The sequence below is a fragment of the Pseudomonas thivervalensis genome (genome assembly GCF_001269655.1).
GTDB lineage: Bacteria > Pseudomonadota > Gammaproteobacteria > Pseudomonadales > Pseudomonadaceae > Aquipseudomonas > Aquipseudomonas thivervalensis.
On sequence record NZ_LHVE01000002.1, the window covers coordinates 384,679 to 407,734 of the forward strand.

Annotated in this window: 21 protein-coding genes; 12 read left to right on the forward strand and 9 right to left on the reverse strand. The window is 61.2% G+C overall.

Annotated features, from left to right (window positions below):
- Positions 1-15 precede the first annotated feature (15 nt).
- From cmoB to AD659_RS04420, 8 genes are all read right to left on the reverse strand, one after another.
- Positions 16-972 carry a tRNA 5-methoxyuridine(34)/uridine 5-oxyacetic acid(34) synthase CmoB gene (gene cmoB / locus AD659_RS04385; RefSeq protein WP_053118676.1) on the reverse strand — a complete coding sequence of 319 codons (957 nt, stop codon included), beginning with the start codon at positions 970-972 and terminating at the stop codon, positions 16-18.
- A complete protein-coding gene (gene cmoA / locus AD659_RS04390; RefSeq protein ID WP_053118678.1) occupies positions 969-1,712 on the reverse strand; it encodes a carboxy-S-adenosyl-L-methionine synthase CmoA in 744 nt (247 codons plus the stop codon). The genes cmoB and cmoA overlap by 4 nt, the downstream gene beginning before the upstream one ends.
- A gap of 155 nt (positions 1,713-1,867) precedes the next feature.
- Complete coding sequence (locus tag AD659_RS04395; protein ID WP_053118680.1) at positions 1,868-2,503, reverse strand: lysoplasmalogenase; 636 nt, start codon at positions 2,501-2,503, stop codon at positions 1,868-1,870.
- 2 nt (positions 2,504-2,505) lie between these two features.
- Complete coding sequence (locus AD659_RS04400; RefSeq protein ID WP_053118682.1) at positions 2,506-2,898, reverse strand: protease inhibitor I42 family protein; 393 nt, start codon at positions 2,896-2,898, stop codon at positions 2,506-2,508.
- Positions 2,899-3,107: 209 nt separating this feature from the next.
- The gene (gene lon / locus AD659_RS04405; RefSeq protein ID WP_053118684.1) at positions 3,108-5,522 is read right to left on the reverse strand and encodes an endopeptidase La; all 2,415 of its coding nucleotides are present in this window, start codon (positions 5,520-5,522) and stop codon (positions 3,108-3,110) included.
- A gap of 209 nt (positions 5,523-5,731) precedes the next feature.
- Positions 5,732-7,045: an MFS transporter gene (locus AD659_RS04410; protein WP_053118686.1), complete on the reverse strand. Its 1,314-nt coding sequence runs from the start codon at positions 7,043-7,045 to the stop codon at positions 5,732-5,734.
- Between the two features lie 481 nt (positions 7,046-7,526).
- Positions 7,527-8,768: an HlyC/CorC family transporter gene (locus AD659_RS04415; RefSeq protein WP_053118688.1), complete on the reverse strand. Its 1,242-nt coding sequence runs from the start codon at positions 8,766-8,768 to the stop codon at positions 7,527-7,529.
- A gap of 12 nt (positions 8,769-8,780) precedes the next feature.
- Positions 8,781-9,593, reverse strand: coding sequence for a cytochrome C assembly family protein (locus AD659_RS04420; protein WP_053118690.1), 813 nt, complete (start codon positions 9,591-9,593; stop codon positions 8,781-8,783).
- A gap of 196 nt (positions 9,594-9,789) precedes the next feature.
- On the opposite strand from AD659_RS04420, the gene ffh reads away from it, so the two are divergent.
- The 11 genes from ffh to AD659_RS04475 all read left to right on the forward strand — a co-directional run bounded on the left by ffh (position 9,790) and on the right by AD659_RS04475 (position 20,335).
- The gene (ffh, locus tag AD659_RS04425) at positions 9,790-11,166 is read left to right on the forward strand and encodes a signal recognition particle protein (RefSeq protein WP_003198085.1); all 1,377 of its coding nucleotides are present in this window, start codon (positions 9,790-9,792) and stop codon (positions 11,164-11,166) included.
- Positions 11,167-11,417: 251 nt separating this feature from the next.
- Positions 11,418-11,669 carry a 30S ribosomal protein S16 gene (gene rpsP, locus AD659_RS04430; protein WP_003198088.1) on the forward strand — a complete coding sequence of 84 codons (252 nt, stop codon included), beginning with the start codon at positions 11,418-11,420 and terminating at the stop codon, positions 11,667-11,669.
- Between the two features lie 5 nt (positions 11,670-11,674).
- Entirely contained in the window at positions 11,675-12,211 is a 537-nt protein-coding gene (rimM, locus tag AD659_RS04435; RefSeq protein WP_053118692.1) for a ribosome maturation factor RimM, read from the forward strand.
- Entirely contained in the window at positions 12,193-12,966 is a 774-nt protein-coding gene (trmD, locus tag AD659_RS04440) for a tRNA (guanosine(37)-N1)-methyltransferase TrmD (RefSeq protein ID WP_170845966.1), read from the forward strand. Before rimM ends, trmD begins: the two co-directional genes overlap by 19 nt.
- Positions 12,967-13,011: 45 nt before the next feature.
- Positions 13,012-13,362 carry a 50S ribosomal protein L19 gene (gene rplS / locus AD659_RS04445; RefSeq protein WP_003175895.1) on the forward strand — a complete coding sequence of 117 codons (351 nt, stop codon included), beginning with the start codon at positions 13,012-13,014 and terminating at the stop codon, positions 13,360-13,362.
- A gap of 133 nt (positions 13,363-13,495) precedes the next feature.
- Positions 13,496-14,392, forward strand: coding sequence for a site-specific tyrosine recombinase XerD (gene xerD, locus AD659_RS04450; protein ID WP_053118694.1), 897 nt, complete (start codon positions 13,496-13,498; stop codon positions 14,390-14,392).
- Between the two features lie 299 nt (positions 14,393-14,691).
- A complete protein-coding gene (locus AD659_RS04455; protein WP_053118696.1) occupies positions 14,692-15,423 on the forward strand; it encodes a DsbC family protein in 732 nt (243 codons plus the stop codon).
- A gap of 132 nt (positions 15,424-15,555) precedes the next feature.
- The gene (locus AD659_RS04460; RefSeq protein ID WP_053118698.1) at positions 15,556-16,860 is read left to right on the forward strand and encodes a homoserine dehydrogenase; all 1,305 of its coding nucleotides are present in this window, start codon (positions 15,556-15,558) and stop codon (positions 16,858-16,860) included.
- A 104-nt stretch (positions 16,861-16,964) separates the two neighbouring features.
- Complete coding sequence (gene thrC / locus AD659_RS04465; RefSeq protein WP_053118701.1) at positions 16,965-18,374, forward strand: threonine synthase; 1,410 nt, start codon at positions 16,965-16,967, stop codon at positions 18,372-18,374.
- 120 nt (positions 18,375-18,494) lie between these two features.
- Positions 18,495-19,865 carry a transporter substrate-binding domain-containing protein gene (locus tag AD659_RS04470; RefSeq protein ID WP_053118703.1) on the forward strand — a complete coding sequence of 457 codons (1,371 nt, stop codon included), beginning with the start codon at positions 18,495-18,497 and terminating at the stop codon, positions 19,863-19,865.
- A gap of 182 nt (positions 19,866-20,047) precedes the next feature.
- On the forward strand, positions 20,048-20,335 hold the full coding sequence (locus AD659_RS04475) for a DUF3509 domain-containing protein (protein WP_053118705.1): 288 nt from the start codon (positions 20,048-20,050) through the stop codon (positions 20,333-20,335).
- 726 nt (positions 20,336-21,061) lie between these two features.
- Here AD659_RS04475 and AD659_RS04480 read toward each other — a convergent pair.
- Positions 21,062-22,261, reverse strand: coding sequence for a CaiB/BaiF CoA transferase family protein (locus AD659_RS04480; RefSeq protein ID WP_053118707.1), 1,200 nt, complete (start codon positions 22,259-22,261; stop codon positions 21,062-21,064).
- 147 nt (positions 22,262-22,408) lie between these two features.
- Here AD659_RS04480 and AD659_RS04485 point away from each other — a divergent pair, with 147 nt between their 5' ends.
- Complete coding sequence (locus tag AD659_RS04485) at positions 22,409-22,951, forward strand: YaeQ family protein (RefSeq protein WP_003198109.1); 543 nt, start codon at positions 22,409-22,411, stop codon at positions 22,949-22,951.
- The last annotated feature ends 105 nt before the right edge of the window (positions 22,952-23,056 follow it).

The window sequence follows — 23,056 nt, forward strand, 5'->3', positions numbered from 1 at the left end:
GAGGGCTTGGGCTGTTTATTTGCGCGCCACGATCACCGCCCGCATCGGCGCCGGCAGTCCTTCGACTGTCTTGCTGTGATCGGCGGGGTCGAGGAAGTCGCTCAGGGACTGATATTTCATCCACTCGGTGCTGCGCTGTTCTTCCACGGTCGTCAGGCTCACGTCCACGCAACGCACGTCGCTGAACCCGGCGCGGCGCAGCCAGCGTTCCAGGGCCGGGACCGACGGCAGGAACCACACATTGCGCATCTGCGCGTAGCGGTCCTCGGGCACCAGCACCTGGTGTTCGTCGCCTTCGATCACCAGGGTTTCCAGCACCAGTTCGCCGCCCTTGACCAAACAATCCTTCAAGGCGAGCAAGTGTTCGATCGGCGAGCGACGGTGGTAGAAGACGCCCATGGAAAACACTGTGTCGAAGCCTTCCAGCTCTGGTGGCAGGGCCTCGAAGGGGAATGGCAAATGCCAGGCGTTGGGCTGCGACAGGTAGCGCTGTACCGCCTGGAACTGGCAGAAGAACAGCCAATTGGGGTCGACGCCGATCACCGTGTCCGCCCCGGCACCGAGCATGCGCCACATGTAGTAGCCGTTGCCGCAGCCCACGTCGAGGATGCGCTTGCCCTTGAGATCCAGGTGCGGGGCCACCCGCGACCACTTCCAGTCCGAGCGCCATTCGGTGTCCACGTGCACGCCAAACAGGTCGAAAGGCCCTTTTCGCCAGGGCGACAGGCCCATCAACGCGGTACGCATTTGCGCCCGGGTTTCGTCGGAACAATCGGCGTCGAGCGTCAGCCCGTTCAGCAGGTCAATCGTGGTGGGCTGCAAAACCGGCAGCGCATCGAGCGCGCTTTGCCAGCGCTCCAGGTCGCCGTGGCCCTTTTCCATCTTGCTATCGAGTTGCGTCTGCAGCGTCGCGGCCCAATTGGCCAGGGGCGTGCCGGCCAGATGGCGGGCGAGGGGGGACAGATCGATCATGGCAGGGCAATCAACGAGGCGAAGTTAAGACACTGGAACCACGGCACGACTTTCGAGAACCCGGCCGCCAACAGGCGCTCGCGGTGTTCTTCGAGGCTGTCGGGCTTCATGACGTTTTCGATGGCGCTGCGTTTCTGGGCAATTTCCAACTCGCTGTAGCCGTTGGCGCGCTTGAACGCCACGTGCAGGTCGGTCAGCAGGGCGTGTTCCTCGGCATCGTTGAAGCGTAACTTCTCCGACAGGATCAGGGCGCCGCCCGGCAGCAGGGACTGGCGAATGCGACTCAACAGTGCGGTGCGCTGGTCCGGCGCGATGAATTGCAGGGTGAAATTCAGTGCCACCACCGAGGCTGGCTGAAACGCCAGGGCGAGGATGTCGCCTTCGATCACTTCCACCGGCAGCAACTCCTGGAACATCGAGTCCTGGCCGTTGAGGTATTCACGGCAGCGCTCGACCATGGCCGCCGAGTTATCCACCGCGATCACCCGGCAACCGTCGGTGCGCACATGCCGGCGCAGGGCCTGGGTCACGGCGCCCAGGGATGAGCCCAGGTCGTAGAGCACGCTATTGGGCTGGGCGAATTGCGCGGCGAGCACGCCGAGGTTTTCGACGATGGTCGGGTAACCCGGCACCGAACGCTTGATCATGTCCGGAAACACCCGCACCACGTCCTCGTTGAAGGCGAAGTCCGGCACTTGGGCCAGGGGTTGGGCGAATAGGCGATCAGGGTCTTTGCTCACGGCGGTTCCAGCGGCATGGGTGGTGAAAAGGCCGGCATTTTAACCAAAAAACCTGTGGGAGCGAGCTTGCTCGCGATAGCGGTCCGTCAGTTGATGCAGATGCTGACTGACGCACCGCTATCGCGAGCAAGCTCGCTCCCACATTTAATCTCTGTTTAGCGCTGCTTTTGCGGGAACGCCGACGCTGTAATGCCCCATTGGCCCAGCCAGTAACTGATGATGATCAGGTAGGGCGCGGCATGGAAAGGCTGCACGAACCGGTTGATGCCGATCAGGCTGTCGGAAAACACAAACGCCAGCGCCCCGGCGGCGGCCAGCCAGGCCGAACGCTTGGGCACGTCGGTGCCCAGCCGCGCCAACGCCCGCCAGAGCATGGCGCTGATGGCCAGGCCATAAATCACCACCGGCACCAGCAATGGTCCTAGACCGTTCGAGACCAGAATCCCCAGCAGCACCGCGCCGATGCCCAAGGCCAGGGCCAATGGGAGCTGCGCCGGGCGGCGGCAGTCGCTGAGGTAGGCTTTCAGGTAGGCCAGGTGTGCCAGCAGAAACGCGCCAAGGCCGAACACGAACAGGTCCCCCGGCCAGGCCAGCAATACATCGCCCACCAAGGAAAAAATCAGCCCGAGGCTGATCCAGCGCCGATAGTCGCTGGGCGGCGCATCGTGCAGCCAGCCGAGCAGGGCCAGCACTGGCATGGGCTTGACCAGCAGGCACAGCAGCGTGGCGTGCATGGCCAGGCCGTACAGGTAGGTGGCCGCACCCATCAGTGCGAGGATCAGCCAACCCACGGTCAGTTCACCGCGATGGCGCAGTCGAAGGTTTCCACCGGCGGCACTTCCGGTGCCCAGGGCTGTTGATACGTCAGGCGCAAGCGCCCGGTGCCGGCGTTGAACGCCTGGAAGCGCCAGGTCGAGACACCGGCTGCGCCAACGATGCCGGCGTCTTCCGGGTTGCGATAGACCTCCGGCCCCAAGCCTTTCAACACACCGCCGGCCGAGTCCTGGATCGCCCAGCGATAACCGGTGCTGGGGTTGCTGGGCAAGCTCAGGATCAGGTTCTGTCCGTTATTGAGCCTGACCGGACACTGGCTCAGTTTTTCCACGGTCACGTTGTTGCTGGTTTGCGTGGCGCAGGCGCCCAGCAGGGCGAGGCTGAGGGGGACGAGCAGGCGAGTGAGGGACATAAGGGCTCCGGCATTTACGACGAACGGCGAGCATAACCGAAGATGCTACTGGGTGTGTCAGGCGGGCATGTGTTGTTTGTGAGGGCCTCATCGCGAGCAGGCTCGCTCCCACAGGGATGTGGTGTGGATCACAAATGTTGTGAACAACACAAATCCTCTGTGGGAGCGAGCCTGCTCGCGATGGCGGCAGCACAGGCGCTACAGGACTATCAGAACAACACCTTCGCCACATCCGCAAACCGCTTGGCAAAGTGCACCGTGACCCCTTCCTTGAGGTAGTCCGGCAGCTCTTCGAAGTTGCCCCGGTTGGCTTCCGGCAGGATCAGTTCGTTGATTTTCTGCCGGCGCGCCGCAATGACCTTCTCGCGCACGCCGCCAATCGGCAGGACGTGCCCGGTGAGGGTCAGTTCGCCGGTCATGGCCACGCCTTTTTTCGGCGACTGGTTGCGGGCCAGGGACAGCAAGGCGCTGGCCATGGTGACGCCGGCGCTCGGGCCGTCCTTGGGCGTGGCGCCTTCCGGTACGTGCAGGTGAACGAAGGCTTCGTCAAAGAACTTCGGATCACCGCCAAATTGCTTCAGGTGCGAACTGACGTAGCTGTGGGCGATCTCCGCCGACTCCTTCATCACTTCACCGAGTTGCCCGGTCAGCTTGAAGCCGCGATTGAGGGTGTGGATGCGCGTCGCTTCGATCGGCAAGGTCGCGCCGCCCATGCTGGTCCAGGCCAGGCCGGTGATCACCCCGACGCCGGACAACACCTGTTCGTTGCGGAACACCGGTTTGCCCAGGGACGCCTCCAGATCCTTCGGCCCGAGCTTGATCACCGCTTTCGGCTCTTCGATCAGCTTCATCACCGCCTTGCGCACCAGTTTGCCCAGCTGTTTCTCCAGCTGTCGCACCCCGGCCTCACGGGCGTAACCGTCGATCAGGGCCTTGAGGGCGCTGTCGTTGATGCTCAGGCTGCCCTTGGACACACCGGCCTTGGCCAATTGCTTGGGCCACAGGTGGCGCTTGGCGATGGCGACTTTTTCTTCGGTGATGTAGCCCGACAGGCGGATTACTTCCATCCGATCCAGCAGCGGGCCGGGGATCGAGTCCAGGGTGTTGGCAGTGCACACGAAGAGCACTTTCGACAGGTCCAGGCGCAGGTCCAGGTAGTGGTCGAGGAATTCGACGTTCTGTTCCGGGTCGAGGGTTTCCAGCAAGGCCGAGGCCGGGTCGCCCTGGTAGCTCTGGCCCATCTTGTCGATTTCGTCGAGCATGATCACCGGGTTCATCACTTCGACATCCTTGAGCGCCTGCACCAGCTTGCCCGGCTGGGCGCCGATGTAGGTGCGCCGATGGCCCTTGATCTCGGCTTCATCGCGCATGCCGCCAACGCTGAAGCGGTAGAACGGCCGGCCCAGGGATTCGGCGATGGACTTGCCGACACTGGTCTTGCCCACACCCGGCGGGCCCACCAGCAGCACGATGGAACCGCTGATCTCGCCTTTGTAGGCGCCGACGGCGAGGAATTCGAGGATGCGGTCCTTGATGTCGTCCAGGCCGGCGTGGTGCTGGTCGAGCACCTTGCGCGCATGCTTGAGGTCGAGCTTGTCCTGGCCATACACGCCCCATGGCACCGAGGTCGCCCAGTCCAGGTAATTGCGGGTGACGGCGTATTCCGGCGAGCCGGTTTCCAGGATCGAGAGTTTGTTCATCTCCTCTTCGATACGCTTCTGTGCTTGGGCAGGCAACACTTTGCCTTCCAGTCGCTGCTCGAACTGTTCGAGGTCGGCGCTGCGGTCGTCCTTGGTCAGCCCCAGTTCCTGCTGGATGACCTTGAGCTGCTCCTTGAGGAAGAACTGGCGCTGATGTTCGCCGATCTTGTTATTGACCTCGGCGGAAATCTCTTTCTGCAACCGCGCCACTTCGACTTCCTTGCGCAGCATCGGCAGCACTTTCTCCATGCGCTTGAGCATGGGCACGCAGTCGAGCACTTCCTGCAGCTCATTGCCGGTGGCAGAGGTGAGCGCGGCGGCAAAGTCGGTGAGCGGCGAAGGATCGTTGGGGCTGAAGCGGTTGAGGTAGTTCTTCAGCTCTTCGCTGTACAGCGGATTGAGCGGCAGCAGTTCCTTGATCGCGTTGATCAGCGCCATGCCGTAGGCCTTGACCTCGTCGGTCGGCTCGCTCGGCTGGTGCGGGTATTCGACTTCCACCAGGTACGGTGGGCGATGGTGCTTGAGCCAGGTGCGGATGCGTACGCGGGTCAGGCCCTGGGCGACGAATTGCAGTTTGCCGCCTTCCCGGCTGGCGTGGTGCACCTTCACCAGCGTGCCGTACAGCGGCAGTTTCGACGTATCGAAATGGCGCGGGTCCTCCTGGGGCGTGTCCATGAAGAACAGCGCCAGGGAATGATGTTCGGACTTGGCCACCAGCTCCAAGGTCTCGGCCCACGGTTCTTCATTGACGATGACCGGCAATACTTGAGCCGGGAAGAACGGGCGATTGTGGATGGGGATGATGTAGACCTTGTCCGGCAGGTTCTGGCCGGGCAGGGCCAGGCCAGTACCGGAGGAGGTGTGTTCGATGTGTTCGGAGTCAGCGTATTCGTGAGTGGCTTCAGTAGAGTGCTGGTCGCTCATGGGGCACCTGCGCAATGGGGTATGGGTCTTAGATGGGGCAGGTGGGGGGTGGTTTCAATGGTGGGGGATTGTTAACGGTTATTTCATTGGCTGGTTTTGCCCTGTAGGAGCTGCCGAGCGAAGCGAGGCTGCGATCTTTCCCCTGACGCTTGAGTCTCAAGCGAAAGATCAAAAGATCGCAGCCTGCGGCAGCTCCTGCGGGAGGCGCGTCAGGCGACCCGGTTCAAGTCGTTATGACGCGTTTCCTTCAAGCACAACACGGCGATGACGCTGAGCAGCGCCGCCGCTGAAACATAGCCCCCGACATAACTCAAGCCGCCCATCGCCACCAGTTTCTGGGCGAAGAATGGCGCGGCCGAGGCGCCGACGATGCCGCCCAGGTTGTAGGCCGCCGAGGCGCCGGTATACCGTACGTGGGTCGGAAACAGCTCCGGCAACAAGGCGCCCATCGGGGCGAAGGTCACCCCCATCAGGAACAGCTCGATGCACAGGAACAGCGCCACGCCGCCCGTGGAACCGTGGGTCAGCAAGGGTTCCATGAGGAAGCCCGAGGCAATCGCCATCAGGCCGCCGATGATCAGGATCGGTTTGCGGCCGTAGCGGTCGCTGGCCCAGGCGGACAATGGAGTAGCAGCGGCCATGAACAGCACGGCAAAGCACAGCAGGCCCAGGAACGTCTCGCGGCTGTAGCCGAGGGTGGACACGCCGTAGCTCAGGGAAAACACCGTCGAGATGTAGAACAGCGCGTAACACACCACCATCGCCGCCGCGCCCAGCAGCGTCGGCGCCCAGTATTGGCTGAACAGCTCGACCAACGGCACCTTGACCCGCTCCTGGCGAGCCACGGCATTGGCGAACACCGGGGTTTCATGGAGCTTGAGCCGCACATAGAGGCCGACGATCACCAGTACGGCACTGAGCAGGAACGGAATCCGCCAGCCCCAGTCACGGAACTGCTCGTCGTCCAGGCTCATGGCCAGGGTCAGGAACAGCCCGTTGGCCGCCAGGAAGCCGATGGAGGGCCCCAGTTGGGGGAACATGCCGAACCACGCGCGTTTGCCCTTGGGCGCATTCTCGGTGGCAAGCAGCGCCGCGCCGCCCCATTCGCCACCCAACCCCAGGCCCTGGCCGAAACGCAGCACGCACAGCAATATCGGCGCCCAGGCGCCAATGCTGGCGTAGCCGGGCAGCACGCCAATGAGCGTGGTGCACACGCCCATCAGCAGCAAGGATGCCACCAGCGTGGACTTGCGCCCGATCCGGTCGCCGAAATGGCCGAACAGCGCCGAACCCAGCGGGCGGGCGAGGAAGGCGATGCCGAACGTCAGGAAGGACGACAGCATTTGTGCCGTGCCTGAGGTTTGCGGGAAGAACACCGGCCCGATCACCAAGGCCGCCGCGGTGGCGTAGACGTAGAAATCGTAGAACTCGATGGCGGTGCCGATGAAACTCGCGGTCGCCACGCGGGTGGCCGAGTTGGTCGGCTGGGCAGGCACAGCCTCGTTGCAGGTAGCGGTCGTCATGCGATTATCCCTGACAGTCATGTGCTCCGTTGGAGCGAATTATTATGGTCGAACCCCCAGGGATGTGGGCGGGTATCCCGTCGCTGTTTCGGGTAGGAACAGTCCCAGGGCTGATGCGGATTTTGCCGATGGTCTGGCCGGAACCGGCCGGATGCGGGGTAGGCACGGGGTTCGGGCGGGGCTGGGTAAGCGGGTTGAGTATAGGAAGGGGGCTAACGAATCAACAAGAGCGCTGGCACACAATATCTGCGCTTGCGATGAGCTTTTTGTGGCGAGGGAGCTTGCTCCCGCTGGGCTGCGCTGTCGGAGCTGTGTAGGAGCTGTCGAGTGCAACGAGGCTGCGATCTTGTCCCAGACAATTGAGTCGGGAGTGAAAGATCAAGATCAAAAGATCGCAGCCTTCGGCAGCTCCTACACGCAGCCCAGCGGGAGCAAGCTCCCTCGCCACAGGGGCAACCTGTACCTGGTCCAAGCGGGGGACTCAGGAAACCGTGGGCACCGAGCTGTTATGCCACGCCAGCACCTGGCTGACGCGGTTGTCCACGGTCTCGATGATTTCCAGCCGGTAACGGCCGATTTTCAGGCATACCGGGCTTTCGGGGATGGTTTCCAGGGCTTCGGTCACCAGACCGTTGAGGGTCTTGGGGCCGTCGCAAGGCAGATGCCAACCCAGGGTCCTGTTCAATTCACGAATCGACGCCGCGCCATCGATCATCAGGCGGCCATCGGGCTGGGGATGGACGTGGGGATTGTCGAGGCTGTGCTCGCTCTCGAATTCGCCGACGATTTCTTCGAGGATGTCTTCCAGGGTGACGATGCCCAGCACTTCGCCGTATTCGTCCACCACCATGCCCAGGCGCCGCTGCTGCTTGTGGAAATTCAGCAATTGCAGTTGCAGTGGCGTGCTTTCGGGCACGAAGTAAGGCTCGTGGGAGGCCGTCAGCAGCGCTTCCTGGGTCAGGCTCGCGTCCGCCAGCAAATGACGGATCTGGCGGGTGTTGAGCACCGCTTCGACCTGGTTGATGTCACTGTGGAATACCGGCAGGCGGGTACGCCGGTTCAGGCGCAACTGTTCGATGATCTCGCCAATGGGGTCGTCGAGGTTGATCCCATCGACCTCGCTGCGGGGCACGAGGATATCGTTGACGGTGATGTTGTCCAGGGCGTGAATGCCGGAAATCGGATGCAGCCGGCCGCTGCCGTGCTCGGATTCCTGCTCGCTACGCGATGGCGCGGGCATTTCGTCGTCGCTCTGCTGCACCATGCCGGGCTTGCGAGCGAAAGGGCGCAGCAACAACTGGCTGGCGCCATTCAACAACCAGGCAAACGGATAGAGGATCTTCAGCGGTATGCCTAGCAAGGTATTGCCCAGTGCCAGCACCGCGTCGGGCTGGCGGCTGGCCAAAGTGCGCGGCAGGTAGTCGGCAAACACCAGCAGGGCGGCGCTGGTGCCGAGCCAGGCGACCCACGGGCCGTTTTCCAGCCAGGTAAAAATCGCCAGCAACGTGCCGATGACCACGGCCAGGGCGCGACAGAGGGTATTGCACAGGATCAGGCTGGGCAACGGGAAGGTCAGCGCCGCCAGCGGTTTGTCGTTGGCGCGCGAGGCTGTGCGCTGGGCCAGCAGGTGCTGCTGGGCGGCTTCGATGGCCGTGAACAGGGCCGACCAGAGGATCAGCACCACCAGCACGGCGAACAACGGCGCTACAGGCAACGTATCCATCAGGGCCGTCCGTCAGATATGCAGGATGTATTCACGGACCAGCTTGCTGCCGAAGTACGCCAGCATCAGCAGGCAGAAACCGGCCAGGGTCCAGCGAATCGCTTTGTGCCCACGCCAGCCGAGGCGGTTGCGGCCCCACAACAGCACGCTGAACACGACCCATGCCAGGCAGGCCAGCAGGGTCTTGTGCACCAGGTGCTGGGCGAACAGGTTCTCGACGAACAACCAGCCGGAGATCAGCGACAGCGACAGCAGGGTCCAGCCGGCCCAGAGGAAACCGAACAGCAGGCTCTCCATGGTTTGCAGCGGCGGGAAGTTGCGGATCAGCCCGGACGGGTGCTTGTGCTTGAGCTGGTGATCCTGCACCAGCAGCAACAGGGCCTGGAACACCGCGATGGTGAACAGGCCGTAGGCGAGGATCGATAGCAGGATGTGGGCGAGGATGCCCGGCTCTTCGTCGATGATTTGCACCGTGCCCGACGGCGCGAACTGCGCCAGCAGCACCGTGGCCAGCCCCAGCGGGAACAGCAGCACCAGCAGGTTTTCCACCGGGATACGCGAGCAGGCCAGCAGCGTCAGGGCGATCACGGCGACGGCGATCAGGCTGGCGGCGTTGAAAAAGTCCAGGCCCAGGCCGATCGGCGTCATCAGGTGGGTATAAAGGCTGGCCGCGTGGCCGAGCACGGCCAGCACGCCAAGCGTGACCAGCAGGCGTTTGTTCGCCTTGGCGCCAGTGGCCAGGCGGGTGCCTTGATAGAGGGTCGCAGCGGCATAAAGGCAAGCGGCGGCGAGGGTGGCAAGCAAGCTGGGTGACAAGGGGAGCATAAATCCTGTTAGGCAAGCCCGAAAGGCGCTGAGTTTGGCATAGAACCCCCTCTACACGAAAGACTACTGCAAGGTGTACGCCGCACGCTTCTTCGCTATAATCCGCGACCTGCCCACGCCGCAGGCTCGCCGAGCACATTTTTCACGGTCTGGGCCGCCATTATCCCGGTCTCATCTGGGCCTGAAAGGATCGCGCATGTTTGAAAACCTAACCGACCGTCTCTCGCAGACGCTGCGCCATGTCACCGGCAAGGCGAAACTGACCGAGGACAACATCAAAGACACCCTGCGCGAAGTGCGCATGGCGTTGCTCGAAGCCGACGTCGCCCTGCCGGTGGTCAAGGACTTCGTCAATTCGGTCAAGGAACGCGCCGTCGGCACCGAAGTGTCGCGCAGCCTGACGCCGGGCCAGGCGTTCGTGAAGATCGTCCAGGCCGAGCTCGAAAGCCTGATGGGCGCCGCCAACGAAGACCTCAACCTGAGCGCCGTACCGCCAGCGGTGGTGCTGATGGCCGGCCTGCAGGGCGCGGGCAAGACCACGACAGCCGGCAAGCTGGCGCGCTTCCTTAAGGAGCGCAAGAAGAAATCGGTGATGGTGGTGTCGGCGGACATCTACCGTCCGGCGGCGATCAAGCAGCTGGAAACCCTGGCCAACGACATCGGCGTGACGTTCTTCCCGTCCGACCTGAGCCAGAAGCCGGTGGACATCGCCCAGGCGGCTATTAAAGAAGCAAAACTGAAATTCATCGACGTGGTCATCGTCGATACCGCCGGTCGCCTGCACATCGATGAAGAGATGATGGGTGAGATCAAGGCGCTGCATGCCGCGATCAACCCGGTGGAAACCCTGTTCGTGGTCGATGCCATGACCGGCCAGGACGCGGCCAACACCGCCAAGGCATTTGGTGATGCGCTGCCGCTGACCGGCGTGATCCTGACCAAGGTCGACGGTGACGCCCGTGGCGGTGCCGCGCTGTCGGTGCGTGCCATCACTGGCAAGCCGATCAAGTTCATCGGCATGGGCGAGAAGAGCGAAGCGCTCGAGCCGTTCCACCCCGAGCGTATCGCCTCGCGCATCCTCGGCATGGGCGACGTGCTCAGCCTGATCGAACAGGCCGAGCAGACCCTCGACAAGGACAAGGCCGACAAGCTGGCCAAGAAACTGAAGAAGGGCAAGGGCTTCGACCTCGAAGACTTCCGCGACCAGCTGCAACAAATGAAGAACATGGGCGGCCTTGGCGGCCTCATGGACAAACTGCCGAACATCGGTGGCGTGAACCTGGCGCAGATGGGCAACGCCCAGGGCGCGGCTGAAAAGCAGTTCAAGCAGATGGAAGCCATCATCAACTCCATGACCCCGGCCGAGCGCCGCGACCCTGAGCTGATCAGCGGTTCGCGCAAGCGCCGTATCGCCATGGGTTCCGGCACCCAGGTGCAGGACATCGGTCGCTTGATCAAGCAGCACAAGCAGATGCAGAAGATGATGAAGAAATTCTCCGCCAAGGGCGGGATGGCCAAGATGATGCGCGGCATGGGCGGCATGTTGCCCGGCGGCGGCATGCCGAAAATGTAAAGAATCTGCGCCGGCTGTCATGCCGGCGTTGCCCCGCACGGATGCGGGGATCTCCAGCAAACCCGCGCTACGCGGGAGCTGACCTGCCGTTTTTCATGACGGCTCTATGGCAAATCTTGATCGCATGGCGCCAGGCGCCGGAAAAAGACATTTGCAAAAGTCCGGATATTCCTTAGAATATGCGGCCTTTCGGGCACCTATGCCCGCTGTGCATTTAGATTTGCAGCACCGACTACAGGAACGATGTTCACATGCTAACAATCCGTCTTGCCCTTGGCGGCTCCAAAAAGCGCCCGTTTTACCACCTGACCGTAACCGACAGCCGCAACCCGCGTGACGGTTCCCACAAGGAGCAGGTTGGTTTCTTCAACCCTGTTGCCCGTGGTCAGGAAGTTCGTCTGTCCGTGAACCAAGAGCGCGTAGCCTACTGGCTGAGCGTTGGTGCACAACCTTCTGAGCGCGTTGCTCAGTTGTTGAAGGAATCGGCTAAGGCCGCGGCCTGAGCAATATGAACGCGACGCCAAAAGATGCCGGTGATTTGATCGTTGTCGGCAAGATCTATTCTGTACATGGCGTTCGCGGCGAAGTGAAGGTGTATTCCTTTACTGATCCGATCAAGAACCTGTTGGACTACAAAACCTGGACGCTCAAGTGCGAAGGTAGCGTGAAACAGGTGGAGCTGGTCAGCGGACGCGGGAACGACAAGTTCCTGGTCGCAAAGCTCAAGGGTCTCGATGATCGTGAAGAAGCGCGTCTTCTGGCCGGTTATGAGATCTGCGTGCCGCGCAACCTGTTCCCTGAACTGACCGACGGCGAGTACTACTGGTACCAGCTGGTGGGTCTGAAGGTCATTGACCACCTCGGGCAATTGCTCGGGAAAATCGATCACCTGCTCGAGACCGGTTCGAACGATGTCATGGTGGTCAAGCCTTGCGTCGGCAGCCTGGATGATCGCGAACGCCTGTTGCCCTATACGGAGCAATGCGTGTTGGCCGTCGACCTTGCCGCAGGCGAGATGAAGGTGGAATGGGATGCGGATTTCTAAACGTGGCTAATTTGCGCGTTGAAGTCATCACGCTGTTTCCCGAGATGTTTTCCGCCATCAGCGAGTACGGCATAACCAGCCGCGCGGTGAAACAGGAGCTGTTGCAGCTCACCTGTTGGAATCCGCGGGACTACACCACGGATCGGCATCACACTGTGGACGATCGCCCGTTTGGCGGTGGTCCGGGCATGGTGATGAAAATCAAGCCCCTGGAAGATGCGCTGGTTCAGGCCAGGACGGCAGCCGGGGAGGGTGCGAAGGTGATCTACCTGTCGCCCCAAGGCCGCCAGCTGACTCAGTCGGCGGTACGCGAGCTGGCGAATTCGGATGCATTGATCCTGATTGCCGGCCGTTATGAAGGCATTGACGAGCGTTTCATTGAAGCTCATGTCGATGAAGAGTGGTCGATTGGCGACTATGTATTGTCTGGCGGCGAGCTGCCGGCGATGGTCCTGATCGATGCGGTTACACGACTGCTGCCTGGAGCTTTAGGGCATGCAGATTCCGCTGAGGAAGATTCCTTTACGGATGGTCTGCTGGATTGCCCGCACTACACCCGACCGGAGGTGTATGCGGATCAGCGTGTTCCCGACGTGTTGCTAAGTGGCAACCACGCGCACATCCGGCGTTGGCGTTTGCAGCAGTCCCTTGGTCGGACCTACGAACGACGCGCCGATCTTCTGGAAAGCCGCTCGCTTTCTGGAGAAGAGAAGAAGCTGCTCGAGGAATACATCCGCGAGCGGGACGATAGTTAACAACGTATCGATGGTGAGTCCGACGACTTGCCTTAGGAGCACAGCATGACTAACAAAATCATCCTTGCACTCGAAGCAGAGCAGATGACCAAAGAAATCCCTACCTTTGCCCCAGGCGACACCATTGTCGTCCAGGTGAAAGTGAAGGAAGGCGACCGTTCCCGTCTGCAAGCGTTCGAAGGCGTCGTTATCGCCAAGCGTAACCGCGGCGTGAACAGTGCATTCACCGTTCGTAAAATCTCCAACGGTGTTGGCGTAGAGCGTACTTTCCAGACCTACAGCCCGCAAATCGACAGCATGGCTGTCAAGCGTCGCGGTGACGTACGTAAAGCCAAGCTGTACTACCTGCGTGACCTGTCGGGTAAAGCAGCTCGCATCAAGGAAAAACTGGCTTAAGTCCAGCTTCCGATGCAAAAAAAAGCAGCCTGCGGGCTGCTTTTTTGTTGCCTGCGATTTGCGCTTTGAGCACCCTGCATAGCTTAATTTTCCATTTCGATGCCGTGTGTGCCCGCATCCTTCAAGAGTCTTTATGCCAGCCATCGATCATCCGCTGATAGACCAGTTTCTCGACGCCCTGTGGCTGGAGAAGGGGCTGTCCGATAACACCCGCGGTGCCTACCGCAGCGACCTGGCGTTGTTCAACGGCTGGTTGCAGGAAAACCACCTGGAACTGGTCACTGCTGGCCGGGAGTTGATCCTCGATCATTTGGCGTGGCGCCTGGAGCAGAACTACAAACCACGTTCGACTGCGCGATTTCTCTCCGGTCTGCGTGGCTTCTATCGCTATTTGCTGCGGGAAAAATTGATTGCGGTAGACCCGACCTTGCGCGTGGAAATGCCGCAACTGGGGCGTCCGCTGCCCAAGTCCCTGTCGGAAGCCGATGTGGAGGCGCTGCTGGCGGCACCCGACCTCAGCGAGGCCATCGGTCAGCGCGACCGGGCCATGTTGGAAGTCCTGTATGCCTGCGGCCTGCGCGTCACCGAGTTGATCAGCTTGACCCTGGAGCAGGTGAACCTGCGCCAGGGCGTATTGCGGGTGATGGGCAAGGGCAGCAAGGAGCGCCTGGTGCCGATGGGCGAGGAGGCGATTGTCTGGGTCGAGCGCTACATGCGCGACGCCCGTCATGAACTGCTGGGCGGGCGTCCCAGCGATGTGCTGTTTCCCAGCCTGCGCGGCGAACAGATGACCCGCCAGACCTTCTGGCACCGCATCAAGCACCAGGCCAAGGTGGCCGGGATCAACAAATCCCTCTCGCCCCACACCTTGCGCCACGCCTTCGCCACGCACCTGCTCAACCACGGTGCCGACCTGCGGGTGGTGCAGATGCTGCTCGGCCATAGCGACCTGTCCACCACCCAAATCTACACCCATGTGGCTCGGGCACGGTTGCAGGACTTGCATGCCAAGCATCATCCCCGTGGCTGAACGGTGCTCCGTTTTTGTGGCGAGGGAGCTTGCTCCCGCTGGGCGCGAAGCGCCCCTGTTACAGACGCCACTGCTTTCCAAAAAAGAGAGTTCCATTTGCGGCTGCTGCGCAGCCGAGCGGGAGCAAGCTCCCTCGCCACAGGATTTTGATAACTGTTCGTTGTGTGTTGTCGTGCGTCAGCGGCATTCGGCCACGCCAGCCTTATGTGGTAGGCTTTGTCGGTTTGCACAGTGGGCGGTTGGAACCCGAATCTGCGGGTCGGCGTTTCCCGTCTCATTTGTTCGCCTCAGGAGTCCCCATGCGTTTGATCCAGATGTTCACCGCCGCCGCCATTGCGTTGGCCAGTACCTTTGCCATCGCCGACGACGCGGCCGACAAGGCTATCCGCAAGAGCCTGGAAAACCTTCAGCTCGACGTGCCGATCGACACCATTTCGGCCAGCCCCATGGCCGGCCTGTATGAGGTCAAGCTCAAGGGCAGCCGCGTGCTTTACGCCAGTGCCGACGGCCAGTACATCGTCCAGGGCAACCTGTTCGCGCTCAAGGACGGCAAGCCGGTCAACCTCACCGAGCTGACCGAGCGCCAGGGTATTTCCAAGTTGATCAACGGCATTCCGGTCGCTGAAACCGTGGTCTATCCGGCGATCGGCGAAACCAAGTCCCACATCACCGTGTTCACCGACACCACCTGCCCGTATTGCCACAAGCTGCACGCCGAAGTGCCTGAGCTGAACAAGCGTGGCATCGAAGTGCGTTATGTGGCGTTCCCGCGCCAGGGCCTGGGCTCGCCGGGTGATGAGCAGTTGCAGGCGGTCTGGTGCTCCAAGGACAAGAAAGCGGCCATGGACAAGATGGTCGACGGCAAGGAAATCAAGGCCGCCCAGTGCGAGAATCCGGTTTCCAAGCAATTCGCCCTTGGCCAGTCCATCGGTGTGAACGGCACGCCGGCCATCGTTTTGGCCGACGGCCAGGTAATTCCGGGCTACCAGCCGGCGCCACAAGTGGCCAAACTGGCCTTGAGCGCGAAATGATCATGGGCGATCCGCTTTTGAAGATCACGGCTCGGCGAAAACTTTCGTCGGGCCGTTAAACACAGAGTCGCGTTGCTGCGCGGCTGTATTTCACGGCCGACCTTGCGTCGGCCGTTTCATGGGGAGTCAAGAGTGAATCCGGTCAAAGTAGGCATCTGTGGGTTAGGTACCGTCGGTGGCGGCACCTTCAACGTACTTCAGCGCAACGCCGAGGAAATTTCTCGTCGTGCCGGGCGTGGGATCGAAGTGGCACAAATTGCCATGCGCACGCCAAAGCCTCAGTTCCAGACGACCGGTATTGCGATTACCAACGATGTCTTCGAAGTGGCCACGAACCCTGAGATCGACATCGTCATAGAGCTGGTGGGCGGCTACACCGTTGCCCGCGAGCTGGTACTCAAGGCCATCGAGAATGGCAAGCATGTGGTCACCGCGAACAAGGCGCTTATCGCTGTTCACGGTAATGAAATTTTCGCCAAGGCCCGTGAGAAGGGTGTGATCGTGGCGTTTGAAGCCGCCGTGGCCGGTGGTATCCCGGTGATCAAGGCGATCCGCGAAGGCCTGTCGGCCAACCGCATCAACTGGGTCGCGGGGATCATCAATGGCACCGGCAACTTCATCCTCACCGAGATGCGCGAGAAGGGTCGCACCTTCGAAGACGTGCTCGCCGAAGCCCAGGCCCTGGGCTACGCAGAGGCTGATCCGACGTTCGACGTGGAAGGCATCGACGCCGCGCACAAGCTGACGATCCTGGCGTCCATTGCGTTCGGCATTCCGCTGCAGTTCGACAAAGCGTACACCGAAGGCATCACCAAGCTGACCACCGCTGACGTGAACTACGCCGAAGCCTTGGGCTACCGCATCAAGCACCTGGGCGTGGCACGCAGCACCGCCAATGGCATCGAGCTGCGCGTGCACCCGACCCTGATCCCGGCTGACCGCTTGATCGCCAACGTCAACGGCGTGATGAACGCGGTGATGGTCAACGGCGATGCCTCCGGCTCGACCTTGTTTTACGGCGCTGGCGCGGGCATGGAACCGACCGCTTCTTCGGTCATTGCCGACCTGGTGGACGTGGTTCGCGCCATGACCTCCGACCCGGAAAATCGTGTGCCGCACCTGGCCTTCCAGCCGGACTCGTTGTCGGCCCACCCGATTCTTCCGATCGAGGCGTGCGAAAGCTCCTACTACCTGCGCATCCAGGCCAAGGACCATCCGGGCGTGCTGGCCCAAGTGGCGAGCATCCTTTCGGAGCGCGGCATCAACATCGAGTCGATCATGCAGAAGGAAGTCGAGGAACACGACGGCCTGGTGCCGATGATCCTGCTGACCCACCGTGTGGTCGAGCAGCGCATCAACGACGCGATCGCGGCGCTGGAAGCGTTGCAAGGTGTCGTTGGGCCGGTGGTCCGTATCCGCGTTGAACATTTGAACTAAAGCAGCTACAAGCTACAAGCTGCGAGCTACAAGTTAAAAGCAGCCCCGCTTTTACTTGCAGCTTGTGGCTTACAGCTTGAAGCTCAAACCGAAGGTTTGCCCCTATGCGCTATATCAGCACCCGCGGCCAGGCACCGGCCCTGAATTTCGAAGATGTCCTCCTGGCCGGCCTGGCCACGGACGGCGGCCTCTATGTGCCGGAAAACCTGCCGCGTTTCACCCAGGAAGAAATCGCTTCCTGGGCCGGCCTGCCGTATCACGAGCTGGCGTTCCGGGTCATGCGCCCGTTTGTCACCGGCAGCATCCCGGACGCCGATTTCAAAAAAATCCTGGAAGAGACCTATGGCGTCTTCTCCCACAACGCCATCGCACCGCTGCGTCAGCTCAACGGTAACGAATGGGTCATGGAGCTGTTCCACGGCCCGACCCTGGCGTTCAAGGACTTCGCCCTGCAACTGCTCGGTCGCCTGCTGGACTACGTGCTGCAAAAGCGTGGCGAGCGGGTCGTGATCGTCGGTGCCACCTCCGGCGACACCGGTTCGGCGGCCATCGAAGGCTGCAAGCATTGCGAGAACGTCGACATTTTCATCCTGCACCCGCACAACCGGGTTTCGGAAGTGCAGCGTCGGCAGATGACGACGATTTTCGGCGATAACATTCACAACATCGCCATCGAAGGCAACTTCGATGACTGCCAGGAAATGGTCAAGGCCAGTTTCGCCGACCAGAGTTTCCTCAAGGGCACGCGACTGGTGGCGGTGAACTCGATCAACTGGGCGCGGATCATGGCCCAGATCGTCTATTACTTCCACGCGGCCCTGCAGTTGGGTGGTCCGGCCCGCTCCGTGTCGTTCTCGGTGCCGACCGGCAATTTCGGCGACATCTTCGCCGGTTACCTGGCGCGCAACATGGGGCTGCCGATCAACCAATTGATCGTTGCCACCAACCGCAACGACATCCTGCATCGCTTCATGAGCGGCAACCAGTACGTCAAGGAGACCCTGCACGCCACGCTGTCGCCTTCGATGGACATCATGGTCTCGTCGAACTTCGAGCGTCTGCTGTTCGACCTGCACGGTCGCAACGGTGCGGCGATTGCCGGTCTGATGGACAGCTTCCGGCAGGGCGGCGGTTTCAGCGTCGAGCCCGAGCGCTGGACCGAGGCCCGCAAGTTGTTCGACTCCCTGGCCGTCAACGATGAACAGACCTGCGAAACCATCGCCGAGGTGTTCGGGCAGAGCGGTGAACTGCTCGATCCGCATACGGCCATTGGCGTCAGGGCTGCTCGCGAGTGCCGTCGCAGCCTGGACATCCCGATGGTGATCCTGGGCACGGCTCACCCGGTCAAGTTCCCGGAGGCAGTGGAGAAAGCGGGTGTAGGAAAAGCGCTCGAACTACCAGCGCATCTTTCTGATTTGTTTGAACGAGATGAGCGTTGCACCGTGTTGCCCAATGACTTGAAAGCCGTGCAGGCCTTTGTCAGCCAGCATGGCAATCGCGGCAAGCCACTCTGACTGAGCAGACCTGTCACATTTTGAAGCCCGTCTCCTGACGGGCTTTCTTGTTTCTGCGTGCCAAACTGGCCGGGTTTTCGCCCTTGGAGGGATGGGCGAGTCATCTCGAAGGAAGTGCAGATGTCGTTTTTTATCAAAGGCAAGCCAGCCCTGGGTTGGTTGATGGGCATGGCCCTGACGTACTGGGCGCAGGGGGGCAGCGCAGCGCAGTTGACGGCTTTCGAAACACCGCCGTCCAGCCCGGTCGAACGATTGGTGCTGGATGCGCAGGAAATGAAATGGATCAAGGAGAACCCCCGGGTCATCGTGGCCACGATGCAGTTCCCGTTGTACCTGTTCAAAAATGAACAGGGGCAGTGGAATGGGCTGAACCACGACATTCTCCAGCGTATCGCGCAAATGACCGGCCTTGAGTTCGTGCATCGGGAGTCCTTCTCCCCCGGTGAATTGCTGACGATGCTGGAGAATGGCGAAGCCGATATGACCACCCTGCTGGCCATGAATGAAGAACGTCGGGATTTCCTGAGTTTCAGTCATGCATTCGGTGGTTCCGGCTGGGTATTCGTCGTTCGTGATGGGGAATCGACCCTGCATTCGCTGGAGCATCTCGAGGGCAAGGTCCTGGCGTTGCCGGCACGGCATGCCTTGGAGGCAGAAATCCGGCGTGATTATCCGACGATCAAATTGCGTACGACCAAGACGTTCGGCGAAGCGCGGGCGCTGGTAGAGAGCCGGGAAGCCTTTGCCACCATCGAAAATGAAACCGGGGTGCATCTCTATCCGGCCGGGCAGTTGCAGGTGGGCAGCGGTCTTGAGGGTAAGTGGGAACCGGATTATCTGGCGGTGCGCCAGGACCTGACCGCGCTGTTGAGTATCTTGAATAAAGCACTGGAGGCCTTCCCGGCCGCAGACATGCGTGCGCTGCGTTCGAAATGGATGGCGGGCGTCACCCCCGTCCAGGCGCCATCGGTCTGGGAGCGGATGTCCCGCTGGGGCTACTGGTGTGTGATCGTGGTCATCGTGTTTGGCCTGTTGTCCCTGCTGTGGAACCGCCGCCTGCAGATACAGATCGACCAGCGCCTCAAGGCCGAAGCGGTCCTCAAGGACCAGTTGATGCTTCAGCGCGCCTTGATGGATGCCATTCCCGACCCGATTTTCATCCGTGATCTGGAAGGGCGCCTGATCATGTGCAACAAAAGCTACGAGGACCAGTTTGCGACCCGTTTCGAGAAACTCCGGGGCACCCGGCTTACAGACTCGGCGTCATTCCCGCCGGCCACCGCCGAACTGCTGCATGGGGAGGTGATGGAGCAATTGCGCACCGGCCAGTCTCGATTCGTCGACCGACAACTGATGTTCAGTGGCGGGCTGCGGGAAATCTACCATTGGTCGGTGCCTTTCTATGGGGCGGACGGGCAGTTGCGCGGCATTCTGGGGGGCTGGACCGATGTTGGCCGTCGGTGGCGCCGTTGCGAGAGGTTCACGGGCTGATCCGGCCGTCACCCCGCAATGGCGCCAGGCGAACGCTGTTGTTTGCCTGTCACATTGGGCGCGCATGCTCGGTTGAACAGGTTGAAGGCATGCCGGTTCGGTGCGCTGACGAACTTTCTACTGCGGCCCACGGTCATTTACTGTGCACATGCAGTTGTTTCGGACTATTGAAGGGTGAGCGAATGGAAAGTATCAGCCTAATGCTAGGTGAGGCTTTGAGCCCATATCAGGTCACGCTGACTCCCTCCGGCGCCAAGGGCGAATACCGGGTGACGCTGAAGAATACCAGTGGGGCGATCATGGTCGAGCGCGTGTTCAATCAGACCCAGTTGACCGACAGGCGTCAGTTGACGGATGTGGTCGATGGCCTGCATCGCGATGTGCTGATTGCCGAGGGCCGCCTGGAGCCCTGCGTGATTGCGGCGCTGCGCAATCTGGCGCGCGACAAGGTCATGCTCGCGGCGAATTGACCGGGCTTTTGTGGGAACCTTCCTACGCTCTGATGAGTCAGACCTTTTACCAGCAAGATCAAGCATTGTGCTCCGGTGCTTGTCGCTTGTTGGACGGACCTTGAATGGTCACGTTTAACCCCGAGTCGTCTCCCCACTTCTCGGGGTTTCTTTTTGCCTGGCGTTTGTGGTTTTAGCGTGGTTTGTCAGGCGTTGGAGTTTTTTGTGGGCGCGAGCTTGCCCGCGAAGGCGGGGTGTCAGTCGACATAGATTTTGTTGACCGGGTACATATCCGTTGCTGCGGTAACGGCTACTTAGGGTTCCGCCCTTACGGCGGGTCACTTTTTTCAGACGCCAAAAAAGTAACCAAAAAGGCTTGCCCCACCACTCGGTGCCTCGCCTAGGCTCGGCATGCCCGAACGAAGGCATTGCTCCGTGGGCCCGCCGCGAAGGGCCATCCATGGCCCAGCGCGGCTATCCCGGCATCCATGCCGGGATGCCCACTGCGCAATGCCTGCGTTCGGCCATCGTGGTTAACGGGGCCTCCAGATCAAAAGCAAAAGCGAGGCGGCCTGACAGCCGACCTGGCTCTCCCGGTCCTACCCCGATCCAATTGTGGGAGCGAGCTTGCTCGCGATTGCGGTGTGCCAGTCGACATCGGGTCGACTGTACGGACGCTATCGCGAGCAAGCTCGCCTCCACAGCTGATCTTCAATGGAGCACAAGTTTTCGTTCACGGCTGGCCCATCAAATGGCCCCGTCGCTACGCAGCTTGGCGATCTGTTGCGCGTCGTAGCCCAGTTCGCCGAGCACTTGGGCGTTGTGTTCACCCAGCGCCGGCCCGACCCACTCGGAGGTGCCCGGGGTGTCGGAGAGCTTCGGTACGATCCCTGGCATCTTGAACGACTTGCCGTCCGGCAGCTTGGCCTGCAGGAACATTTCACGGGCCAGGAACTGCGGGTCGCTGAACATGTCTTCGGCGCTGAAGATCCGGCTGGCCGGCACTCCGGCCTGGTTCAACTGGTCGATAACGCTGTCGAGCGGCAGCCCGTTGACCCAGCGATCGATGACCCCGTACAGCTCGTCACGCCGGCTGTCACGGCCATCATTGCTGGCCAGTTGCGGGTCATTGGCCAGGTCGTCACGGCCGATGATCTGCATGAAGCGCTTGAAGATCGCATCGCCGTTGGCGCCAATTTGCACGTGCTTGCCATCGGCGCTGGTGTGGATGGACGAGGGGGTGATGCCGGGCATGATGTTGCCGGTGCGCTCGCGAATGAAGCCGAACACGTCGAACTCCGGCACCATGCTTTCCATCATGGCGAAAATTGCCTCGTACAAAGCCACGTCCACCACTTGCCCGGTTCCGCCGTTGATTTCGCGGTGACGCAGGGCCATCAATGCGCCAATCACGCCCCAGAGGGCGGCGATGGAGTCGCCGATGGAAATTCCGGTGCGCACCGGCGGGCGGTCTTCGAAGCCGGTGATGTAGCGCAGGCCGCCCATGGATTCGCCCACCGCGCCAAACCCTGGCTGGTCTTTCATCGGCCCGGTCTGGCCGAAGCCTGAGAGCCGTACCATCACCAGCTTCGGGTTCAGTGCGTGCAGCACATCCCAGCCCAGGCCGAGTTTTTCCAACACGCCGGGGCGGAAGTTTTCGATCAGGATGTCGGCTTCGCCGATCAGTTTTTTCAGGATCGCCAGGCCTTCGGGGTGCTTGAGGTTCAAGGTCAGGGACTTCTTGTTGCGTGCCTGGACAAACCACCACAACGAGGTGCCTTCGTACAGCTTGCGCCACTTGCGCAGCGGATCACCGCCATCGGGGGATTCGACCTTGATGACGTCGGCACCGAATTCGCCGCAGATGCGCGAGGCGAAGGGTCCGGCAATCAAGGTGCCGAGTTCGATGACTTTGACGCCGGCAAGGGGTTTGGCAGTAAGCGACATGACGGATCCTGTAGGACAAAGGCAGAACGGATAGAGCGTTTTATCATAGGCCAGGACCGCTCGCCGCAGGTTGATGGTCGGCAATTCGTGGATTGCCCGCGTCATCGGTTAGACTTGCCGCCTTTCCTCGTATCAAGAAGCCCGTTCATGGCCCAGCCGTCCACGACCTACAAGTTTGAACTGAACCTCACCGACCTCGACCGCAATGTGTACGAGAATGTGAAGCAGACCATCGCCCGCCACCCTTCGGAAACCGAAGAGCGCATGACCGTGCGACTGCTGGCCTACGCGTTCTGGTACAACGAGCTGCTGGCGTTTGGTCGTGGTCTGTCAGACGTCGATGAGCCTGCGTTGTGGGAAAAAAGCCTGGATGACCGTGTGCTGCACTGGATCGAAGTCGGCCAGCCGGATGCCGATCGCTTGACCTGGTGCTCGCGCCGGACCGAGCGCACCAGCCTGTTGGCCTATGGCAGCCTGCGGGTGTGGGAAGGCAAGGTGATCCCGGCGGTCAAGAACCTGAAGAACGTCAACATCGCCGCCGTGCCTCAGGAAGTGCTCGAAACCCTGGCCCAGGACATGCCCCGGGTGATCAAGTGGGATGTGATGATCAGCGAGGGCACGATTTTCGTGACCGACGACCGTGGCCAGCATGAAGTCCAGTTGCAATGGTTGCTGGGCGAGCGCGGTTGAGCCCCGCCGGGCCCTGTAGGAGCTGCCGAGCGAAGCGAGGCTGCGATCTTTCCTCTGACACTTGAGTTTCAAGCGAAAGATCAAAAGATCGCAGCCTTCGGCAGC